Below are 20,490 nucleotides of genomic sequence, written 5' to 3'. Positions count from 1 at the left end.
CGCTCCTCCGCGCAGGGATGAGGGGCGTGGACGCCGCTGGACCAGGGCTTCGCGCCGTCTGGACCGGCCGGGGGCAAGGTGCATGCGAGAGCGGTGCGTCACCTGCCGCCGCACGAAGGCGCGTCGCAGTTGGAGGGGGTTCAGCGGATGCGGTGGGGACCATCGCCCCACTTGTCCGAGCTGACGTGTCCGCCGTGAGCGCTGGATGCGCGTGGTCACCTCCCGGAGGCGGATTGCCACCACCTCGAGGCTTGGAGGGCTCATCTAAAGAGAGCGCCTTCCAGAGGACCTCCGCGGCAGTCTCGACGTCTTCTTCGCTCACCACCTCGCCCCGGCCCGTCCGGCGCACGAGTTCCGACAGCATGCCCCACACCATGCACTCATGGAGCCAGGTGCGGCCCTTGGGAAACACCTTCTCGCGCTCGCCATGCTCGAGGACCTCCAGCACCTGCGCGCGCGTCCGTCCGTCATGCTCGCCCGGTGAGTCCGTGTCCGGATGGTTGTGAAGGAAGGTGAAGCCCACGAGGTGGGGCTGCAACAGCGCCCAGGTCGCGAACTCGCGCCAGAAGGCGATGAAGACGTCGCGAAAGCCCTGCCGCAGCGGGTCGCCATCCGCCATCTGGTAGGCGACGAAACCCGTGTAGGACAGCTCGCGCTCGGTGAGGGTCCGTATCGCCCTCGCGATGCCCTGCTTGCTGCCGTAGTAACGATACAGCGAGCCCACCGAGAGCCGCGTGGCCCGGGCCAGTTCCGCGGCCCGGACGTTGTCGAACCCCCGCTGTGCCAGCAACTCCGCCGCGTCACGCAGCCTGAAAGCGCGCATCTCCGCCAACGTGTACATCCGCCCGTCCCCCTGCCTTCGCGGCCGTCGCGTGGAAGGAACGTTCCCTCCACGACGACCTGTCTACAGGGAGGGGCTGACACAAGGTGGGAGGTCGGGTCGGCGCGCCAGCGGAGCTGCCTTCGAGGGTGGGAACACTCGGGTGGGCTGTTCGGCGCGGACTCGGGCTGCGATGATTCGAGGCGCGCCATGAACTCGCTGCACCGTCCTCCGATGTCCGCATGTCCGGATGAGAACCTGCTCGCGGCCTTCGTCAGTGGCTCGGCTCCCGTGGGGAAGGTGGCGGTGGTGGAAGCGCACCTCGACGGTTGCGCGGACTGCCGGGCGTTGGTGGCGGCGGTGGCGGCCAGTTCCTCTCTGCCGGGCGCAGTCGTCGTTGAGCGTGAGGCGGAGGCGCCCACGCGGTGGGACACGGGCGCGGCGACGTTGCCGGACGCGCGGGAGGAGCCGGTCCTGCCGCCAGGGACGCGGCTGGGGGCCTATCTGCTGCAGGGCGTGTTGGGCATGGGAGGGATGGGCGTGGTGTACGCGGCGGATGACCTGCGGCTGGGGCGGCGGGTGGCGCTCAAGCTGTTGAGGCCGCTGCTCGCGGGCGCGCAGGACCAGGGTCGTGAGCGGCTGCTTCGCGAGGCCCAGGCCATGGCGCGGCTCTCGCATCCCAACGTGCTGCCACTCTTCGAGCTGGGGACGGCGGAGGGGCACGACTTCCTGGCCATGGAGTGGGTGGACGGCACGACGCTCGCGGACTGGCTTCGGGAACGCGAGCGTCCATGGCGGGACGTGTTGGATGTCTTCCTGGCAGCGGGAGCGGGGCTGGCCGCTGCCCATCGCGCGGGGGTGGTGCACCGTGACTTCAAGCCGTCCAACGTGCTGGTGGGGCGGGACGGCCGGGTACGCGTCACGGACTTCGGGCTCGCGAGGCGCGGCACGGGCGAGTCTCCCGAGGCGCCGGCCGGTGTGAGCGAGGGTGCATCGAAGGCCTCCATGCTCACGGAGTGGGGGCAGGCCGCGGGAACGCCGGCGTACATGTCTCCCGAGCAGCGCGCGGGAAGGGCCGTGGACGCCCGCGGCGACCAGTACAGCTTTTGCGTCGCGCTCCACGAAGCGCTCCACGGTGAGCGTCCCGGCCACCTTGCTGCCTCCGCCGCACCGCGAACGTCGAGCGTGCCGAGGCATCTCCGCACCGCGCTGGCGCGGGGGCTCGCGAACGCGCCCGAGGACCGCTTCCCCAGCATGGAGGCGCTGATGGCGGCGCTCTCCCTGCCTTCGCCGGCATGGGGCCGCCGGGGCATCCTGGCCCTGGCGGGAGCGGGTTCCCTGGTGGTCCTGGGCGTGCTCCTGTGGAAGCCGTCTTTTCTGTTCCAGTCCGACGCCGCCACGCCGCGAGCCGAGAGCCTCGGGCGTATGGCCGCATCGCTGATTGTCCTGCGCGTCGGCGACGTGCACGAACTGGCCGTTCCTGGACTCCAGCGCATCGCGGTGGGCGAACCGAGCCTCGTCGAAGTCACCGTGCCGCGTCAGGGCGTGGTGCGTCTGAAGGGGAAGGAGGAGGGCAGCACGGACCTGATTACGTGGAGTCACGCCGGGGAGATGAAGTCCCGAGTCCTGGACGTCACCGCGCGCTGACGTCAGCGTCCGCCGGGAGCCCTGCGTGCCTGGCGGGGAGTTTCCTGTCCCAGCAGCCGGTACGCCTGCTGCCGGTGTTCGCGCAGCGTGGGCAGCGTGTCGCCGAGCAGCGCTTGCAGCCCGGCGTTGCCGGAGAACTGCTGCTGACCCGCCATCACCTTGGCGATGTCCGCGTCATGGTCGCCCACCATGGCGGCCAGGAAGGCGCGGTCGAACGCGGGGCCCTGGAGGGACTGGAGTTTCGCCATCGACGCTTCTTCCGCGCGCTCCATCGTCCTGGCGAAGTCGGTGTCCGCCTGGGGCTCGGCCAGCGTCAGGTTCTGCTTCCGGGCGTAGGCCATGAGGCGTTGGTCTGCTTGCCCGTGGTCCTTCACCAGCCGCGCGCCGTAGTCCTTCACGCCTTGGGAGCTGCCTTGCCGCTGTGCGAGCCGGCCCAGCTTCACCTCCTGCTGGTTGGCCTGGTGGAGCTCGTCGAGGAAGGCCTTTTCGTCGGTGGGGATGGGCAGCAGGCCTTGCCGCAGCAGCGCCACGCCGCGCGCATCAGGCGGAGTGCCCTGGGAACCGGCGCCCCCTGTGCCTTCCTCGAACGGCTCCGGGGCCTGCCCCTGGTCGATGGCCTCCGGACGGCCCATGCGGACCATGCTCTCCGTGTCGTCCGTGCCGTTCTGCTGCGCCAGGGCGCCGCCGCCCAGTGCGAGCGCGCCCGCCACCACGCCACCCATCCATCGCTTCATCGCCTGCCTCCCATGTCCCGAGCGAGACATCAAACTGAAGGTGGAGGCGGAGGATGTCGCGGAGCAAGGGGGGCGGGCAGCGGGGCGAGGGCTCCTGTCTCAGTGCCTCCGGGGTTTCGAGGGCATCCCGCCGTCAGCGGCTCCACTCCCGGAAGGCTTACGGCTCTGACAGCAGGAACAACGCGTGCGCGCTGGCGATGGGCCGCGTGCGGTCGTCCTGCCACGCATCCACCCGGACGTTGGCCACGCGTCGGCCCTGGCGGGTGACGAACGCCTTGGCGAAGGTGTCCTGCGGCTTGCCGGAGCGAAGGAAGTCCACCGTGAGCGAGATGACCTTCGGCACGCGCTCGGTGTTCGTCTGCAGCAGCAGCTCGAAGACGGCGGCGGATTCCAGCAGCGCGCCGAGCGTGCCGCCGTGAAGGGCGGGAATCAGGCTGTTGCCGATGTTCCTCGGGTTGAAGGCCATGCGGCAGAGCATCTCGCCGGCGAGGTTCTCCACGCCGATGCCCATGAAACGCGTGTAGGGGATGGCGTCGGTGAGGCGCTTGTACTCGCGCGTCTTGCGTACCTGGCGCACCAACTCGGCGAGGGGAGGCGTCGTGGACTCGGACATGGTCGTCATTCCTCTGTCCGCATGAAGGTGCCCTGGGCGGAAGCCACGGGGTGGCCCGGGTCGCCCTGGTGGACGAACGCGCGGACGAAGGCCACCTGGCGGGTGAGCCGGTAGCACTCGGCCACGCAGGTGAGAACGATGCCGGGCCGCGCGGGGCGCAGGTAGTCGATGCGCAGGTCCAGCGTGACGAGCGGGGCGAAGCGGCCCAGCCTGAGGAAAACGGCGGTGCCGCAGGTGGCGTCGATGAGCGTCGTCACCGCGCCGCCGGCGATGACGCCGGTTTCCGGGTTTCCGACGAGGTTCTCCGCGTAGGGCAGCTCGACGGTGGCCTCGGCGGCGCGGATGTCCACCAGCCGCAGCCCCAGCGCGTGATTGTGGGGCACGACGTCGGTGTAGAAGATCGCGCAGCGCTCCATCCGCTCGGCCTTGTCTTCAGGAAGCGTGAAGTCGTCCGACATGAGGGGCGCGATACCAGATTCAGGGCCGCCTGGCGCACTGTGTTTTGACGGGGGCCCGCAACGCCACGCTAGGAGGCCACGGCCGCGGCGCTGGAGAGCTGCACCCACGCGCCGGCAAGCGACGTGCCGATGTCCCGCATCACCGCGTCATCCGACCAGTAGAAGGGGTGGACCAGGGGTGTCCACGAGAAGAGCGGGCCCGCCACGCTCACGGCGCGGTCCTCGACCGCGGCGTGATAGGCGGCGCTGAGGGCCTGGAGCGGCCAGGCGAACACGTCGTCCTCGTCGTGGAAGTTGAGCCACCGTCCGCGAAGCCCCGGATGGTGGCGTGCCAGCTCCGGCGCGGGGACCTGCACGGGCTGGTCGAGCTCCGCGTGGGGATAGCGCAGGCTCCACAGGGCCATGGGACTGCCCAGCGTGTAGAAGTGGCTGAGCGTCTCGCCGCGCTCCAGGGGCGAGCTGCCCTGGGCCGCGCGCACCGTCTCCTCGATGATGTCCCGCCCGGCCAGTCGCTGAGCCTGCAAGTCGTAGAAGTAGTTGCTGGCGATGACGCTGCCCAGGCTGTGCGCGATGACGCAGAGCGGAGCGGTGTCACCGGCCTGCTGGCGCAGGCGGCCCAGGGCCTCGGCGACCTTGCGGTGGATGCCCGTGTAGACGTCCGGGTCGGCGGGGTTCGTCTGGTAGGCGATGATGTCGCCCACGAAGTGCACCAGCATCCACCGCAGGCCGGGGTAGCGCAGGTCCATGCCGCGCAGGGACGGCCGCATCAAGCGGAGCATCATCGGCACGAGCGCGGACTCGTGACCCTGGTTCACCGTGCGCACGCTGTCATAGAGGGATTTCCAGTACGTGTCCGCGTCGGCCGGGGCGTAGCGGGCGAGCAGGTCCTTCTCCGCACCTTCCAGCACGGAGGCCCAGTTCACCGTTTCGACGGCGAGTGTGTCCGGCCCGGCCCCCGCGTGCTGCGCGAAGTGCTGGCGCAGCAGGCGTACGGCGGTGTCATAGAGACCCGGATCATCCACTTCAATGCCGTGGATGACGAGCACGGCGAGCTTCTGACGCGTCTGCATGGAGACTCCCCCCGGAATCAGTGCTGCTCGGCGAGCGTGAGCCTACACGCCCCGGAAGAGGCTCGCCTGTTCGCCTGTTCTCGGCCGGCATCCAACAGCCCCTCGGGGCCGGATAGTCTCCGCCACCCGACACACGGCTTCTCCCTCAAGAGGACTTCTGGTGAAACGACTGACCTCCTCCCTCCTCGCCGTCCTGCTGCTGCCCGCCGCGCCCATGGCCGCGCAGCAGGCTCCGGCGAAGCCTCCCGCGGTCCGGCAGGACCCGCCACGGCCGGCACCCGACACGAAGGACGCCGCGCGCGACGCGGCCCGCGCCGCCGAGGTAGACGCCCCGCGTCCGCCGTCCGGTGAGGCCGCGCAGAAGGCGGAGAAGGAAGGGGGAGACACCTGGAAGGTGGACGCGCCGGGCTTCCCCGCCCGCCAAGTGAACATCGACGTCACCGAGGGCACGTGGATGAACGTGGACGTCAGCCCGCGCGGAGACGAAATCGTCTTCGACCTGCTGGGGGACATCTACGTGCTGCCCATGGGCGGCGGCGAAGCGAAGGCACTGACGTCCGGCGTCGCATGGGACATGCAGCCGCGCTTCAGCCCGGACGGCAAGCGCATCGTCTTCACCAGTGACCGGGGCGGCGGAGACAACATCTGGGTGGTGGACCGGGACGGCTCGAATGCACGGGCGGTGACGGAGGAGAAGTTCCGCCTGCTCAACAGCCCCGCGTGGAGCCCGGACGGGCAGTTCATCGTGGCGCGCAAGCACTTCACCGCGCGGCGTTCGCTGGGCGCGGGCGAGGTGTGGATGTACCACCGCGCCGGCGGCGAGGGCGTGCAGCTCACCGAGCGCACCAACGACCAGAAGGATTTGGGCGAGCCCGCCTTCTCACCCGACGGGCGCCACGTTTACTTCAGCCAGGACGTCTCGCCGGGGAAGAGCTTCGAATACAACAAGGACCCCAACGGACAGATCTACGCCATCCAGCGGTTGGATTTGGAGACGAAGGAAATCGAGCCCTTCATCACGGGCCCCGGCGGCGCCATCCGCCCCACGCCGTCACGTGACGGCAAGCAGCTGGCCTTCGTCCGCCGGGTGCGCGCCAAGAGCGTGCTCTACGTCACCGACGTGGCGTCCGGCGCGGAGCGCCCGCTGTACGACGGGCTCGACCGGGACATGCAGGAGACGTGGGCCATCCACGGCGTGTATCCGGGCATGGCGTGGACGCCGGACAACAAGGCGATTGTCTTCTGGGCGGGCGGCAAGCTGCACCGCATCGACGTGGCCACGAAGAAGGTGACGCCCATCGCCTTCCGAGTGCGGGGCACGCGCACGATTTTCGAGGCGGTGCGCAGCCCGCAGGCGGTGGCCCCCGAGCGCTTCTCCACGAAGATGCTGCGCTGGGTGCAGGTGTCCCCCAAGGGAGACCGCGTGGTGTACCAGGCGCTGGGTAAGCTGTACGTGAAGCAGCTGCCGGCGGGCACGCCCCGGCGCCTGACGAAGCAGGATGACCACCTGGAGTTCTATCCGTCGTTCTCCCGGGACGGGCGTTCCATCGTCTACACGACATGGGACGACGAGAAGCTGGGCACCATCCGCGTGGTGCCCACCACCGGCGGCGAGGGCAAGGTGCTGACGCAGCAGCCGGGCTACTACGTGGAGCCCGCGCTCAGCCCGGACGGCAAGACGCTGGTGTACCGCGCGTCCGGGGACGGCTACTTGATGCCCGGGCTGTGGAGCCGGAACACGGGCCTGTTCGCCATGCCCGCAGGTGGCGGCGCGCCGAAGCGCCTGGCGCGTGACGGTGAGCAGCCGCACTTCGGCGCGCGCTCGGACCGCGTGTACTTCCTGCACGTGGAACACAAGGAGAAGGAGGACGTCCGCTCCCTGAAGAGCATCGGGCTGAGCGGGAGCGAGGAGCGCACGCACCTGACCAGCGCGGAGGCCACCGAGCTGCGCGTCTCCCCGGACGAGCGGTGGGTGGCGTTCCGGGAGAACTTCAACGCCTTCGTCGTCCCCTTCGCACTGGGCGCGAAGTCGGCCACGGTGGGGCCCGGCGCGAAGGCGCTGCCGCTGGCGAAGGTGAGCCGGGACGCGGGCGAGTACCTGCACTGGTCCGGCGACAGCCAGCGCCTGCATTGGGCGCTGGGGCCCGAGCTCTTCACGCGCGCGCTGAAGGAGAGCTTCGCCTTCATCGACGGTGCGCCGGAGAAGCTGCCGGAGGCGCCGGAGAAGGGCGTGGACCTCTCCTTCCCGGTGAAGGCGGACGTGCCGGAGGGCACGCTGGCCCTGGTGGGGGGCCGCGTCATCACCATGAAGGGTGACGAGGTCATCGAGCAGGGCGTGGTGGTGGTGCGAAACAACCGCATCGTCGCCGTGGGTCCGGTGGGCAAGGTGCAGGTGCCGTCCGGGGCGAAGGTGGTGGATGTGAAGGGCAAGACGTTGATGCCCGGCCTCATCGACGTGCACTGGCATGGGGCCATGGGCATGGACGGGCTGATGCCCGAGCAGAGCTGGGTGCATGCGTCGTCCCTGGCCTTCGGTGTGACGACGCTGCACGACCCGTCGAACACGTCGGAAGAGGTGTTCGCCGCCAGTGAGCTGGCCCGAGCGGGCGGCGTGGTGGCGCCGCGCATCTTCTCCACGGGCACCATCCTCTACGGCGCGTCCGGCGCGGGCTACCGCGCGCCCATTGAAACGGTGGACGACGCGCGCTCGCACCTGCGGCGGATGAAGGCCATGGGAGCCTTCAGCGTGAAGAGCTACAACCAGCCGCGCAGAGACCAGCGGCAGAAGGTGCTCCAGGCGGCGCGCGAGCTGGACATGCTGGTGGTGCCGGAGGGCGGCTCACTGCTCCAGCACAACCTGACGATGGTGGTGGACGGGCACACGGGCGTGGAGCACGCGATTCCGGTGGCGCGCATCTACGCGGACGTGAAGCAGCTGTGGGGCAAGAGCGGCACCGGCTACACGCCGACGCTGGGCGTGGCCTACGGCGGCGTCTGGGGTGAGAATTACTGGTACCAGAAGACGAACGTGTGGGAGGACGAGCGCCTGTTGTCCTTCGTCCCGCGCCGGGTGGTGGATGCGCGCAGCCGTCGGCCGTCCATGCACGTGCCGGACGACGAGTTCAACCACTTCGCCGCCGCCACCGTGGCGCGCGAGCTGAGTGACGCGGGCGTGAGCGTGCAGTTGGGCGCGCACGGCCAGCGAGAAGGCCTGGCGGCGCACTGGGAGGTCTGGATGTTCGGCCATGGCGGGATGAAGCCGCTCCAGGCGCTGCGCTCGGCGACGCTGAGTGGGGCGCGCTACCTGGGCCTGGACGGGGAGATTGGCTCGCTGGAAGAGGGCAAGCTGGCGGACCTCATCGTGCTGGATGGCAATCCCTTGCAGGACCTCAAGCACAGCCGCTCGGTGCGCTACACCATGGTGAACGGGCGCCTGTACGACGCGGCCACGCTCAACGAGGTGGGGACGCGCCAGCGCACGCGCGCGAAGTTCTTCTTCGAGAAGGACGGGAACGAAGGCTGGAGCCCCAAGGCCACGGAGCACACGCACACGCACGCGTGCGACTGAGCCCCCAGGCACCCCCATCCGAGGCGGGCTGGCGCTAGAGTCCGCGCCATGCCCGTCTCTGTCGTCGAAGGGGATTTGCTGGACCAGCCGGTGGAGGCCATCGTCAATGCCTGGAACCGGAACATCATCCCCTGGTGGCTGCTGCTGCCGCAGGGAGTGTCCGGCGCCATCAAGCGCCGGGGCGGGGTCGGGCCCTTCCGCGAGGTGGCGAGGGCAGGCCCCATGCCCCTGGGCTCGGCGGTGGTGACCTCCGCCGGGCGGTTGCCATTCAAAGCCATCATCCACGTGGCGGGCATCGACATGCTGTGGCGCGCCTCGGAGCGCTCCATCCAGGACTCGGTCCGCAATGCCCTGGCGAAGGCCCGCGAGCAGGGATTTCGCTCCGTCGCCTTCCCCGTCATTGGCGCGGGCTCCGGAAGCTTTGATGAAGCACGCGCGCTGGAGCTGATGCGCCAGGTCCTGGATGTGGAAGCTGGCGCCCTCGACGTGAGCGTCGTGCGCTTCCGGCCATAGGTCTCGTCAGGTGAATGCAGGGCCCCGGAACACGGGAGCAGCAGTTGTTCGATGTCAGACCCTGCGACTAATTCTCGCTTTGCCTTGAATCAATCGAGGCAAGCCGAATGGCCGGGATGGCAACTGGACGGGACCTCATGGCGAATCGACGTTCTGGAGTTGCATTTACAGGTGGGTGGCGTTGGCGTGTGGCATTGCTGACCGCGGTGGTGGGCTGTGGTGCGCCGGAGATGCCGGCGGACCCCCGCCTCCTGCCGCTGAGCAGGAGACGCTGCGCGCAGCGGAGGAGCAGGCGGCGCTGCTGTCGCCGCCCGCCGGGTGTACCGAAATCACGATGGGCGAGCTGACGAACGGTGTCGAGCGGACGCCGGTGCAGTATGGCTCGCAGCCGACCTACGTCGGCTCGTTCTCCGACCAGGGCGACCCGGCGCTGGCGGATGTCGCCCGTATCCGGCTGGATGTGAATACGGCGCCGGGCGTCTATGACCTGGCGACTGGAGGTACCAACCTCTTCACGTGTGAACAATGCGTCTGGGGTGTCCAGGACGCCGGTACCTCCACGGCGAAGACCTTCGTGGCGGAGTCGGGCACGCTGCTGCTCGCGCTCAAGCTGACGCCGCAGCAGACGATTGGCGCGCTGGCCAACGTGACGCTGCGCCAGTCCGTGGCCGCGCCGCCGCTGTACGCGCCCTACACCGGCACCGAGCCGGTGGCGGGCGGCGAGTGCCGGTGGATTCGCTTCGCGACGTGGAACACCGCCCGCAACGGCGGGTGTGACCCTCGCGAGGGCTCGCTGACGGCGAACATCCCCGGCCACACCTGCGTGGCCACCAACCGCGCCGCGGATGACGGCACGCTGGAGCGGTCGCTCGGCACCAAGACGCACGGCGAGGCGTGCACGTACACGGCGCCCACCAGCGAGTACGAACTGGCGGCCACGGACTGCGCGGAGGGCTACGCCTGTACGACGGCCTGGGGTTCGTCGAGCACGTGCATGGCCACGTGTGACTTCATGGCCGCCGAACCGGGTTGCCCCACGGGCACCGTGTGCGGCGTCCAGGGTCTGTGCCAGGAGCAGGCCGTGCAGGTGGCCAGTGGCTTCGACTTCGACCCGGCCCTCATCGGCGAGGAGTGCACCCTGGGCTACGCGGAGTTCTGCGGCGCCGAGGGCGCGCGCGGCGTGTGTCTCGACCTGAACGGCACGGGCCGCGGCACCTGCTTCCCCTACACCCGTGCTCGCTCGGACTGCGGCCCTGGTGAGGAGCTGGGCTACGTGTCCTACCCGCTCGCGGGTGGCGGCTACGACCGCACCTACGGCTTCTGCTACCCGGACGGCCTCTGAGCTGGCGGCGCCCCGCTTCCGCGCGACGTTGGCGGAAGCGGGGTGTCGTTCCTACTCCTTCGACTCACCCCCGAGGATGCGCGGCGCCGACGCGCGGTGGAATCCCTCGTAGGGCTTGGAGGCGGTGGTCTCCTCCAGCGGGAAAATCTTGGTGTTGCACGACGCGCCACCATCAATCTTGATGACGTCGCCGGTGATGAAGGCCGCAGCGTCGGTGAGCAGGAAGACGATGGCGGCGCTCACCTCGGATTCGGTGGCGAGCCGCTGGAGCGGCACCTCCTTCTTGAGGAGGGGAATCATCGCCCGCACGCCCTCGTCCTTGTAGCTGTCCATGCCGCTGGAGGCCACCCAGCCGGGCGCCACGGCATTCACGCGCACGCCAGACGCGGCCCACTCCACGGCGGCCGTCTGCGTCAGGTTGAGCATGCCCATGCGCGCCGCGCCGGAGTGCCCCATGCCCGGCATGCCGCCCCACGAGTCCGCGAGCATGTTGACGATGGAGCCCCCGTGGCTGCTCATGGATTGGAGATAGACTTCCCGCGCCATCAGGAAGCCGCCGGTGAGGTTGGTGGACACCACCGCGTCAAAGCCCTTCTTGGAGATGGCCGACAGCGGCGAGGGGAACTGCCCGCCCGCGTTGTTGACCAGGCCGTGGATGGGGCCGTGCGCGGCGATGATGCGCGCCACGGTGGCCTTCACGCCCTCCTCGTCGCGGATGTCGAGCACCTCGAAGGACACCTTGCCGCCGTCCTCCTGGATTTCCCGCGCGACGGCCTCCAGCTTGTCGGGCTTGCGGCCCACCAGGACGACGTTGGCGCCCAGCGCGGCCAGCTCGTGCGCGGTGCAGCGGCCAATGCCACTGCCGCCGCCGGTGACGACGATGGTGCGGTTGCTGAAACAGCCCGGTGCGAAGAGAGAGCGGTAGCCCATGGTCAGCTCCTGATGTGGAGGTCGTTCATGAAACCTGCGGTCCTCAGCCTCTGCGGGTGCGCCGGGCGCTCAGGGCCTCGTCCAGGGTGAGCGCCCAGCGGTGGAGGACCTTCTTCCTGCGCGCGCTGTCGTCTCTCAGCAGATTGGCCAGCGCGAGTCCCCGGATGAGGTCGAGCGTGCCCTGAATCAGCTCGCGCACCTCCGCGACGCTGTCATCCACGCCGAGCAACTGCACCGTCAGCCGGTGGAACTCCCGCCCCACGCGGGCCTCCAGCGGGGCCAACTGCGCGCGCAGCTCCGCGTCCGCCACGGCGGCCACCCAGAGCTGCACCGCGGCGGTGAAGACAGGGCTGAGGTAGATGCCGGCCAGCATGTGGAGGATGGCCTCCGTGCGGCGAGCATCGGCCGGCAACTGGGCGGCCTTGCGGAGCACGGCCTCCACCTGCTGGTGCCCCACGTACTCCACGGCGGCGGCCACCAGGTCGGCGCGGGTGGGGAAGTGGTGCTGACAGGCGCCCCGGGACACACCCGCGCGCTCGGCAATCACAGTCATGGTCGCGCCCGCCCACCCCAGCTCGGAGAGCGCGCCAATGGCCGCCTCCATCAGACGCTGGCGCGTGACGCGGCTGCGCTCCTGCTCCTGCCTGCCGGGCGTACCGGATGCCTCACTCACCCGGCCAGGATGCGAGCCAAGGGTTAAAAAAGCAAGCACGCTTGCTTTTTTAGAGTCGCCTGCCCAGACTCACGCGTCTTTCGTTGCTGCCGAGTGGAGAGCTCATGCCTGCATCCCCCCTGCGTGTCGGCAATGCCTCGGGCTTCTATGGAGACCGCTTCTCGGCGGTCCGGGAGATGCTCGAAGGCGGCCAGCTCGACGTCCTGACTGGCGACTACCTGGCCGAGCTGACGATGCTGATACTGGGCCGGGACCGGATGAAGGACCCGTCCACCGGCTATGCCAAGACGTTCCTGAAGCAGATGGAGCAGTGCCTGGCGTTGGTGGTGGAGAAGAAGGTCAAGGTCGTCACCAACGCGGGAGGGTTGAACCCCTCGGGGTTGGCCGCCGCCCTGCGCGAGGTCGCCGCGAAGCTGGGCGTGAAGGTGCGCGTGGCGCACGTGGAGGGAGATGACCTCTCCGCGCAGGCGGATGCGCTGGGCCTGGGCTCGCCGCTCACCGCGAACGCGTACCTGGGCGGGTGGGGCATCGCTGCGTGCCTGCGCGCGGGGGCGGACATCGTCGTCACGGGACGGGTGACGGATGCCTCGCTGGTGGTGGGCCCGGCGGCGGCGCACTTCGGCTGGAAGGTGGATGACTGGGACCGGTTGGCGGGGGCCATGGTCGCCGGCCACGTCCTGGAGTGCGGCACGCAGGCCACGGGCGGCAACTTCTCCTTCTTCACGGAGCTGGACGCGCGGCGCCCCGGCTTCCCACTGGCGGAGCTGTACGAGGACGGCAGCAGCGTCATCACCAAGCACGCGGGCTCGGGCGGCGCGGTGACGGTGGATACGGTGCTGGCGCAGCTCGTCTATGAAATCACCGGGGCGCGGTACGCGGGCCCGGACGCCACGGCGCGCTTCGACACCATTTCCCTGGCGTCACACGGCAAGGACCGCGTCCGCGTCTCAGGCGTGCGCGGCGAGCCGCCACCGCCCACGATGAAGGTGTGCCTCAACAACCTGGGGGGGTACCGGAACGAGGCGACGTTCATCCTGGTGGGGTTGGACATCGAGGAGAAGGCGAGACTGGTGCGCGAGCAACTGGAGGCGGCGCTGACGCGCAAGCCGAAGGAACTCCAGTGGATGCTGACGCGGACGGACCGCGAGGACGCGGCCACCGAGGAGCAGGCCGCCGCCTTCCTTCGCGTGGTGGTGAAGGACGCCGACGCGAAGGTGGTGGGCCGGGCCTTCAGCGGCGCGGCCGTGGAGCTGGCGCTGGGCAGCTACCCGGGCTTCACGATGACGGCGCCGCCCTCCGACGGCGCGCCGTATGGCGTCTACACGCCTGCCTATGTCGAAGCGGGGCGCGTGGAGCATGTCGCCGTCCTCGAGGATGGAACGTGCACCGCCATCACGCCTCCCGGGGAGACGCGCTCGCTGGAGCCCGTGGAGCCACCTCCGCTGCCGCCGCCAGTGCCGGGCGGTCCCACGCGCCGGGTTCCGCTGGGACGCATCGTCGCCGCGCGCAGTGGTGACAAGGGCGGCACGGCGAACATCGGCGTCTGGGCGCGCACGGACGCGGCCTGGCGGTGGCTGGCGCATGCGCTCACGGAAGAGAAGCTGCGCGAGCTGCTCCCGGAGGCCGCGCCGCTGCGCATCGAGCGGCACGTCTTCCCCAACCTGCGGGGGCTGAACTTCGTCGTGGAGGGTCTGCTGGGGGAGGGCGTCTCCTCGTCCACCCGGTTCGACCCGCAGGGCAAGGCCCTGGGCGAGTGGCTGCGCTCGCGGCACATGGACATTCCCGAGGCGCTGCTGCGCGAAGGACAGGAGTAGACCGATGCCACGCATCACCTCGCGAATCGACCCGGGCTCCGAATCCTTCAAGGTGAACCGCGCGGACATGCTGGCCCGCGTTTCGGAGTTGCGCGCCATCGAGGCGAAGGTCCGCAACACGGAGAACCAGGCGAAGGAGAAGTTCCACAAGCGCGGGCAGCTCCTGCCTCGGGAGCGGCTGATGCTGCTGCTCGACCGGGGCTCGCCCTTCCTGGAGCTGTCCACGCTGTGTGGCTATGGCTACCACGACGACAGTGACGGCTCGCTGGCGGGCGGCAACAGCATCATCGGCATTGGCTACGTGTCCGGCGTGCGGTGCATCGTCTTCGTGAACAACTCCGCCATCAAGGGCGGCACCGCGTCGCCGTGGGGCGTGCAGAAGGCGCTGCGCGCGCAGGCATTGGCGCTGGAGAACAAGCTGCCCATGGTGTCGCTGGTGGAGAGCGGCGGCGCCAACCTGATGTACCAGCAGGAAATCTTCATCCCGGGTGGGGAGACCTTCTACAACCAGGCACGGCTGTCGGCGGCGGGCATCCCCCAGGTGACGGTGGTGCACGGCTCCAGCACGGCGGGCGGCGCGTACCTGCCGGGCCTGTCCGACTACGTGGTGATGGTGAAGAAGAAGGCGAAGGTGTTCCTCGCGGGCCCGCCGCTGCTCAAGGCGGCCACGGGGGAAGTCGCCACGGATGAGGAGCTGGGCGGCGCCCAGATGCACGCCACGGTGGCGGGCACCGCGGACTACCTGGCGGAGGACGACGCGGACGCCATCCGCATGGCCCGCGAAATCGTGGCGAAGCTCGGGTGGAACGCGCAGCTTCCGCCCACCGAGCGCCCCGCCTATGCCGAGCCCGTGTACTCGCCCGACGAACTCTGCGGCGCCGTGCCCGTGGACTACCGCAAACCCTACGATTGCCGCGAGGTCATCGCGCGCATCGTGGATGGCTCGGAGTTCACCGGCTTCAAGGACGAGTACGACGCGCACACCGTTTGCGGCTGGGCGAACCTGTACGGCCACCCGCTGGGCATCATCGGAAACAACGGGCCGATTTCGCCCCAGGGCGCGACGAAGGCGGCGCAGTTCATCCAGTTGTGCTGCCAGAAGGACACGCCCATCCTCTACCTGCAGAACACCACGGGCTACCTCGTGGGCACGCAGCCGGAGCAGGGGGGCATCGTGAAGCACGGCGCGAAGATGATTCAGGCCGTGGCCAACGCGACGGTGCCACAGCTCACGGTGCTGATTGGCGGTGCGTTTGGCGCGGGCAACTACGGCATGTGCGGCCGTCCGTTCCATCCGCGCTTCATCTTCGGGTGGCCCAACTCGCGCACCGCCGTCATGGGCGGCGAGCAGGCGGCGAAGGTGATGTCCATCGTCTTCGGGGAGAAGCTGGCCCGGCAGGGGCAGGTGGTGGACGAGGAGCAGCTCAAGGCGTTCTGCCAGCCCATCATCGACCAGTTCGACAAGGAGTCGCATCCGTTCAACTGCAGCGCGCGGATGTTCGACGACGGGCTCATCGACCCGCGGGACACGCGGCGGGTGCTCGGGTTCGCGCTGTCGGTGTGCCGTGAAGCGAAGCGGCGGCAGGTCCATCCCAACACGTTCGGCGTCGCGCGGCTGTGAGAGGAGCGGACACGATGGAGCGCTTCAAGAAGGTCCTCATCGCGAACCGCGGCGAGATTGCCGTCCGGGTGATTCGCACCTGCCAGCGGCTGGGTTACAGCACCGTGGCGGTGTTCTCCGAGGCGGACCGCGGCGCGCCGCACGTGCTGGCGGCGGACGAGGCGGTGGCCATTGGTCCGTCTCCGGCGAAGGAGTCCTACCTCGTCATCGGGAAGATTCTGGAAGCGGCGAAGACGTCCGGCGCGGAGGCCATCCACCCGGGCTACGGTTTCTTGTCGGAGAACGCGGACTTCGCGCGCGCTTGCCGCGACGCGGGCCTGGTGTTCATCGGCCCGGAGGCCGAGGCCATCACCCTGATGGGCAACAAGCGTCAGGCGAAGCTGCGCATGATTGCGGCGGGCGTGCCCTGCATTCCTGGCTACGAGGCGTCCGACCTGGATGATGAGGCGCTGGCGGTGGAGGGCGAGCGCATCGGCTTCCCGCTGATGGTCAAGGCGGCGGCGGGTGGCGGCGGGCGCGGCATGCGGCTGGTGCACGAGGCATCGCAGCTTCGCGCGGCCCTGCGCGCGGCGCGCTCGGAGGCGACGAATGCCTTCGGGAGCGGGGAGCTCATCCTGGAGAAGGCCGTCATCGACGCGCGGCACGTGGAGGTCCAGGTCTTCGCGGACACGCACGGCAACGTGGTGCACCTGGGCGAGCGGGACTGCTCGGTGCAGCGCCGGCACCAGAAAATCGTGGAGGAGAGTCCGTCACCGGCGGTGAGCCCGGCGCTGCGCGCGCGCATGGGTGAGGTGGCGGTGGCGGCGGCTCGGGCGATTGGCTACCGGGGAGCGGGGACCATCGAGTTCCTCCTCGCTCCGAGCGGTGACTTCTACTTCATGGAGATGAACACACGTCTCCAGGTGGAGCACCCGGTGACGGAGCTGATTACCGGGTTGGATTTGGTGGAGTGGCAGCTCCGCGTGGCGGCGGGGGAGACGCTGCCCCGGACGCAGGAGGCGATTTCCGCGTCGGGGCATGCCATCGAGGTTCGCCTCTGCGCGGAGGACCCGGCGAAGGGCTACGCGCCCCAGGCCGGGCGGCTGCTGGCGTGGAGGCTGCCGCTGCGTGAGGGCGTGCGCATCGACCACGGCGTGCGGGAGGGGCAGGAGATTCCGCCCTTCTATGACTCCATGCAGGCGAAGGTGATTGCGCACGGCCCGGACCGGGAGACGGCGCGCCGGCGGCTGGTGGAGGCGCTGCGCGAGCTGACGGTGTTCGGCGTCACCACCAACAAGAACCTGTTGTTGTACGTGCTGGAGCACGCGGCGTTCCGTTCAGGGGAGTACGACACGGCGTTCATCGCGAGGCACGCGGCGGCGTCGGAGGTGGAAGGGCTGTATCAGGCAGACGCGAAGGCGCGGGCGCTGGCGGCGGCGCTGCTCTTCCACGACGAAGGCCTGAAGCTGGCGGACACGGCGGGTCTGGATGTGTCCCTGCTGAATTGGAACACGTCCCACCGCCACCCCGTGCGGATGAAGCTCGTGAGCCGTGGCGCGGAAGCGTCCGTCACCGTCCAGCCCGTGTCCGGGGAAGGGTACGAGGTGGACGTGGGGGATTCGTCGTTCGACGTGTCCGTGTTGGGGCTGTCCGCGGGCGTGCTCGACTTCTCCAGCGCCGGGACACGGGGCCGCGCACGCTACCTGCGGGACGGGGACACGCTGTGGCTGGACCTGGGCTCGGGCGCGCACGCCGTGACGGACGTAACGTTCCGTCCGCCGTCGAAGTCGGACGGCGTGGGCAGCGGACGGCTGGCGGCGCCCATGGATGGGCGCATCCTGCGCGTGGACACGCAGGTGGGCGCGGCGGTGAAGCCCGGGGACGTCCTGGTGGTGCTGGAGGCCATGAAGATGGAGTTCCAGGTGGTGGCGGACGTTAGGGGCACCGTCGCGGAGCTCAACGTGTCCGTGGGCAGCCAGGTGAAGGCGAAGCAGCTCCTGGTGTCGCTGGCTGCGGAGAAGACGGCCTGAGAAGAGAGATGTCTTCCCTTGAACGAAGGGGACCGGCATCAGGGGAACCGCGCATGGGCGCTTGGCCCTGCCCGGGCAACGAATAGAGTACGGGCATGTCCCTGGCCCTTACCGGATTGGGGTTGGTGTCCTGTCTGGGCCATGACGTGGTCTCCGGGTGTGCGGCGATTCGCTGCGGAATGGCGCGGCCCGTCCCACTGAGGTTGCAGGTCGTCTCTTCCGGAGATGAGCCCGGCGTCGAGTCCGTGGTGGGATTTCCCATCCAGGGACTCACGGATGGGTTCGTGGGGCTGGGCCTCCATGCGCTGCTCGTGCAAGAGGCCATCAAGGACCTGTGCATCTATGCGGGGCTCACGGGAGCGGATTCTCGCTTCTGGCAGGACACCGCCTTCTTCCTGGGCCTCTCGGGCCCTCGAGCGCCCGAGCAGGACCTGTTGGTGGAGCAGCTTCAAGAGCGGCTCCTTCCGGCGGTCAGCCGTCGCTGCGGCCTTGCCTTCTTTCCGAGGCTTCAGAAGGTCTTGGCTCGTGGGCACGTGTCCGTGCTCGCGGCCATGGCTGAAGCAGGCGAGGCCATCGCTTCCGGCCAGGTCCAGCGGGCGCTCATCGTCGGCGTGGACAGCCTCACGAGTGATTTGGATGCACTGGAATGGCTCGCCATGAAGGGGCGGCTGAAGACGCCGGAGCGGGCCGTGGGCTTCATGCCGGGAGAGGCCGCCGTGGCGTTGCTCGTCGAGGACCCGGCCCAGGCGCGAAGGCGCGGCGCCAGGGTGGAGGCACGCGTCGAGGCGCTGCGTGTCGGAGGGGGAGACGGCGCCGCGCCCTCGTTGCGGTTGGTGGGGGTGCTGGAGGAGACGCTGGTCCAGGCGACGCGGATTGGCGACGTGTACGGTGACCTCAATGGCGAGGAGTCACGAGCCATGGAGTGGGGCACGCTCCTCGCGCGGCTTCCCGCGGACTCCGTTTTGGCCGAGGCCCGGAGTCACTGGCCCGCGGTGTCGTTGGGGGACACTGGGGCGGCCAGCGGCGGCGTGTCCATGGCCGTGGCCACGCGGTCTTTCGTGAGGAAGTACGCGCGCGGCGAAGAGATTCTCGTGTGGTCGAGGTCTGATGAGGGCGCGGTGGCCTCGGGGCTCCTCGTCCGCCCATAGGAGCGTGAAGGCATGGCATCCAGCGATACGCATCTGGCGTGGGACCCGAAGACGCTCAACCACACGGAGCGGCCCTCTGGGTTCGGGTGCCTCTGGCGGCACACGATAACGGACAACGGCGGGTGGAGTTCTCACCCGTGCAACCACATGTCCAACTGCTACGAGGTGTCCTTGAACGAGCGGAGCGCGCTCTACAACAAGGACCATCAGGCGATTGCCCGGCGGATGAAGCTCGTCCAGGAGGACTTCGCCCTGAGCAGCAAGGCGAAGAAGCGCATCTGGAAGCGCTTCCCCGTCAGTGACAACTCGAAGCGGAAGCTGACCCTGTCGGACTTCTTCGACAAGGGGCGGCAGTCACTCTACTGGCTGCGCCGGGGGCCGGAGGGGTGGCACATCGGGGTGAAGCACCTGGACCCGGTGCCCAACCAGACGCTGAAGAAGGGGAACCGGCCTCAGTTTCAGCCGCGTCAGAATCAGCTCCAGGGCGGGTATGGGGCCTTCTATCCCTACGAGCACAACTACCATCACCTCATCCCGGTCGGCGCCGTCGAGGAGTGGGTCATCGGCAAGGGCGAGTCGGGGAGCCCGGCGCGCTCCGACCAGGTGGTGAAGCTCATCCTCATCTCGCGGTGGAACATCCACAACGAGAAGAACATGGTCCTGCTGCCGCAGCAGGAGTTCGAGGCGCTCATCGTGGGCCTGCCGGCCCACTGCCCTTGGGGCGTGCCCGCGCATGCGGCGTATCAGTCGTCGCTCCAGGGGCGGCTGCGTAAGTTGCGGAGCAAGATAGATCGTGCAATCCGCCAGAAGAAGCACCCCAAGGACCTCAAGGCGGACATCATCGAGGAGCTGGATTCGCTGTCGAATGCACTGCTGAGCCAGGTCGAGAATATGAGAGCGGGTGTTCAGCTCGGACCCGTGAATGTTTAGAGGGAACGATGTCTTATCGCTATTATACGTTTGTTCATGCCTTGGACCCTCGCGCGGTCGAGATCGTCGACCTCCCCGACAAGGTTGATGATTACTTTTATCTGCGAGATGGCGTCCCGATGGGAAGCTATCTTCCGCCGACGACGGAGCTTGCTCTATATGAGCGTGCTGGCGACATGCTTACGGATTTTATTGCCAACCCAGACACTGCGCTCTACGTCTCCCCGAATGTTCAGAAGGTGTTGGCAGACTGCGGATTGACGGATGCAGTCGTCGAGTTGCTGCCCTTCATATTGTTGGACAAGCGTGGTCGTCAGATCCGGGAACGATACGCGATTGCGAACGCCCTGTTGAAGGTGCCATGCCTGGACTTCGAGCGCTCAAAGTATCGACGGGCTGCGAGCGATCCGAATGAGATCGCGGAGATCAAAGTGTTGTGCATTCGCGAGGAGGCCGTGCCCTCTGATGCACAGCTCTTCAGGCTCGCGGAACTCCCAGAAATGGTCGTGCTCCGCTCCGACCTGCTGGAGGCTTTCCAGCAGGCTGGGCTCACGGGGCTCGCGGTTCACCCCACAGGCACGGAGATTCCGGGCTGAGGCC

The 20,490-nt window shown here is 68.8% G+C and carries 16 protein-coding genes and 1 pseudogene; 10 read left to right on the top strand and 7 right to left on the bottom strand.

What is annotated here, in order from left to right; genetic code table 11:
* Window positions 1-730 precede the first annotated feature (730 nt).
* Window positions 731-823, bottom strand: a pseudogene (locus FMQ63_RS38340) (hypothetical protein); the annotation flags it as partial.
* A gap of 207 nt (window positions 824-1,030) precedes the next feature.
* On the opposite strand from FMQ63_RS38340, the gene FMQ63_RS09530 reads away from it, so the two are divergent.
* Entirely contained in the window at window positions 1,031-2,467 is a 1,437-nt protein-coding gene (locus FMQ63_RS09530) for a protein kinase (RefSeq protein WP_011550217.1), read from the top strand.
* Window positions 2,468-2,469: 2 nt separating this feature from the next.
* Here the strand turns inward: FMQ63_RS09530 and FMQ63_RS09525 are convergent, their stop codons facing one another.
* From FMQ63_RS09525 to FMQ63_RS09510, 4 genes are all read right to left on the bottom strand, one after another.
* Window positions 2,470-3,201, bottom strand: coding sequence for a DUF4142 domain-containing protein (locus FMQ63_RS09525; RefSeq protein ID WP_225909671.1), 732 nt, complete (start codon window positions 3,199-3,201; stop codon window positions 2,470-2,472).
* Between the two features lie 157 nt (window positions 3,202-3,358).
* Entirely contained in the window at window positions 3,359-3,823 is a 465-nt protein-coding gene (locus FMQ63_RS09520; RefSeq protein ID WP_011550219.1) for a PaaI family thioesterase, read from the bottom strand.
* Window positions 3,820-4,272: a PaaI family thioesterase gene (locus tag FMQ63_RS09515; protein WP_011550220.1), complete on the bottom strand. Its 453-nt coding sequence runs from the start codon at window positions 4,270-4,272 to the stop codon at window positions 3,820-3,822. Before FMQ63_RS09515 ends, FMQ63_RS09520 begins: the two co-directional genes overlap by 4 nt.
* 68 nt (window positions 4,273-4,340) lie before the next feature.
* The gene (locus FMQ63_RS09510; RefSeq protein WP_011550221.1) at window positions 4,341-5,342 is read right to left on the bottom strand and encodes a hypothetical protein; all 1,002 of its coding nucleotides are present in this window, start codon (window positions 5,340-5,342) and stop codon (window positions 4,341-4,343) included.
* 160 nt (window positions 5,343-5,502) lie between these two features.
* Between FMQ63_RS09510 and FMQ63_RS09505 the strand changes: the two genes are divergently transcribed.
* The 3 genes from FMQ63_RS09505 (at window position 5,503) to FMQ63_RS09495 (ending at window position 10,765) form a co-directional block, all read left to right on the top strand.
* Window positions 5,503-8,910 carry an amidohydrolase family protein gene (locus FMQ63_RS09505; RefSeq protein ID WP_020477946.1) on the top strand — a complete coding sequence of 1,136 codons (3,408 nt, stop codon included), beginning with the start codon at window positions 5,503-5,505 and terminating at the stop codon, window positions 8,908-8,910.
* 48 nt (window positions 8,911-8,958) lie between these two features.
* Window positions 8,959-9,423, top strand: coding sequence for a macro domain-containing protein (locus tag FMQ63_RS09500; RefSeq protein WP_011550223.1), 465 nt, complete (start codon window positions 8,959-8,961; stop codon window positions 9,421-9,423).
* A 175-nt stretch (window positions 9,424-9,598) separates the two neighbouring features.
* The gene (locus FMQ63_RS09495; protein ID WP_011550224.1) at window positions 9,599-10,765 is read left to right on the top strand and encodes a hypothetical protein; all 1,167 of its coding nucleotides are present in this window, start codon (window positions 9,599-9,601) and stop codon (window positions 10,763-10,765) included.
* A 51-nt stretch (window positions 10,766-10,816) separates the two neighbouring features.
* Here FMQ63_RS09495 and FMQ63_RS09490 read toward each other — a convergent pair whose 3' ends face one another.
* Window positions 10,817-11,695 carry an SDR family oxidoreductase gene (locus tag FMQ63_RS09490; RefSeq protein ID WP_011550225.1) on the bottom strand — a complete coding sequence of 293 codons (879 nt, stop codon included), beginning with the start codon at window positions 11,693-11,695 and terminating at the stop codon, window positions 10,817-10,819.
* Window positions 11,696-11,738: 43 nt separating this feature from the next.
* Window positions 11,739-12,407, bottom strand: coding sequence for a TetR/AcrR family transcriptional regulator (locus tag FMQ63_RS09485; RefSeq protein WP_011550226.1), 669 nt, complete (start codon window positions 12,405-12,407; stop codon window positions 11,739-11,741).
* Between the two features lie 65 nt (window positions 12,408-12,472).
* Between FMQ63_RS09485 and FMQ63_RS09480 the strand changes: the two genes are divergently transcribed.
* From FMQ63_RS09480 to FMQ63_RS09455, 6 genes are all read left to right on the top strand, one after another.
* A complete protein-coding gene (locus FMQ63_RS09480; RefSeq protein WP_026113913.1) occupies window positions 12,473-14,182 on the top strand; it encodes an acyclic terpene utilization AtuA family protein in 1,710 nt (569 codons plus the stop codon).
* 4 nt (window positions 14,183-14,186) lie between these two features.
* Window positions 14,187-15,803, top strand: a complete 1,617-nt coding sequence (locus tag FMQ63_RS09475; protein ID WP_011550228.1) for an acyl-CoA carboxylase subunit beta — start codon at window positions 14,187-14,189, stop codon at window positions 15,801-15,803.
* Window positions 15,804-15,817: 14 nt separating this feature from the next.
* Complete coding sequence (locus tag FMQ63_RS09470; RefSeq protein WP_011550229.1) at window positions 15,818-17,812, top strand: acetyl-CoA carboxylase biotin carboxylase subunit; 1,995 nt, start codon at window positions 15,818-15,820, stop codon at window positions 17,810-17,812.
* Window positions 17,813-17,907: 95 nt separating this feature from the next.
* Window positions 17,908-18,960 (top strand): hypothetical protein, encoded by a 1,053-nt coding sequence (locus tag FMQ63_RS09465; RefSeq protein WP_011550230.1) that lies wholly within the window; start codon window positions 17,908-17,910, stop codon window positions 18,958-18,960.
* 12 nt (window positions 18,961-18,972) lie between these two features.
* Window positions 18,973-19,890: a hypothetical protein gene (locus FMQ63_RS09460; protein ID WP_011550231.1), complete on the top strand. Its 918-nt coding sequence runs from the start codon at window positions 18,973-18,975 to the stop codon at window positions 19,888-19,890.
* Between the two features lie 41 nt (window positions 19,891-19,931).
* Window positions 19,932-20,486 (top strand): hypothetical protein, encoded by a 555-nt coding sequence (locus tag FMQ63_RS09455; RefSeq protein ID WP_228556397.1) that lies wholly within the window; start codon window positions 19,932-19,934, stop codon window positions 20,484-20,486.
* Window positions 20,487-20,490: the final 4 nt, after the last annotated feature.

This window comes from Myxococcus sp. CA005 (genome assembly GCF_006518205.1).
GTDB classification, from domain to species: domain Bacteria; phylum Myxococcota; class Myxococcia; order Myxococcales; family Myxococcaceae; genus Myxococcus; species Myxococcus xanthus.
Note: the sequence above shows the minus strand (reverse complement) of the source record. Positions and strands in the feature narration are given on the sequence as shown.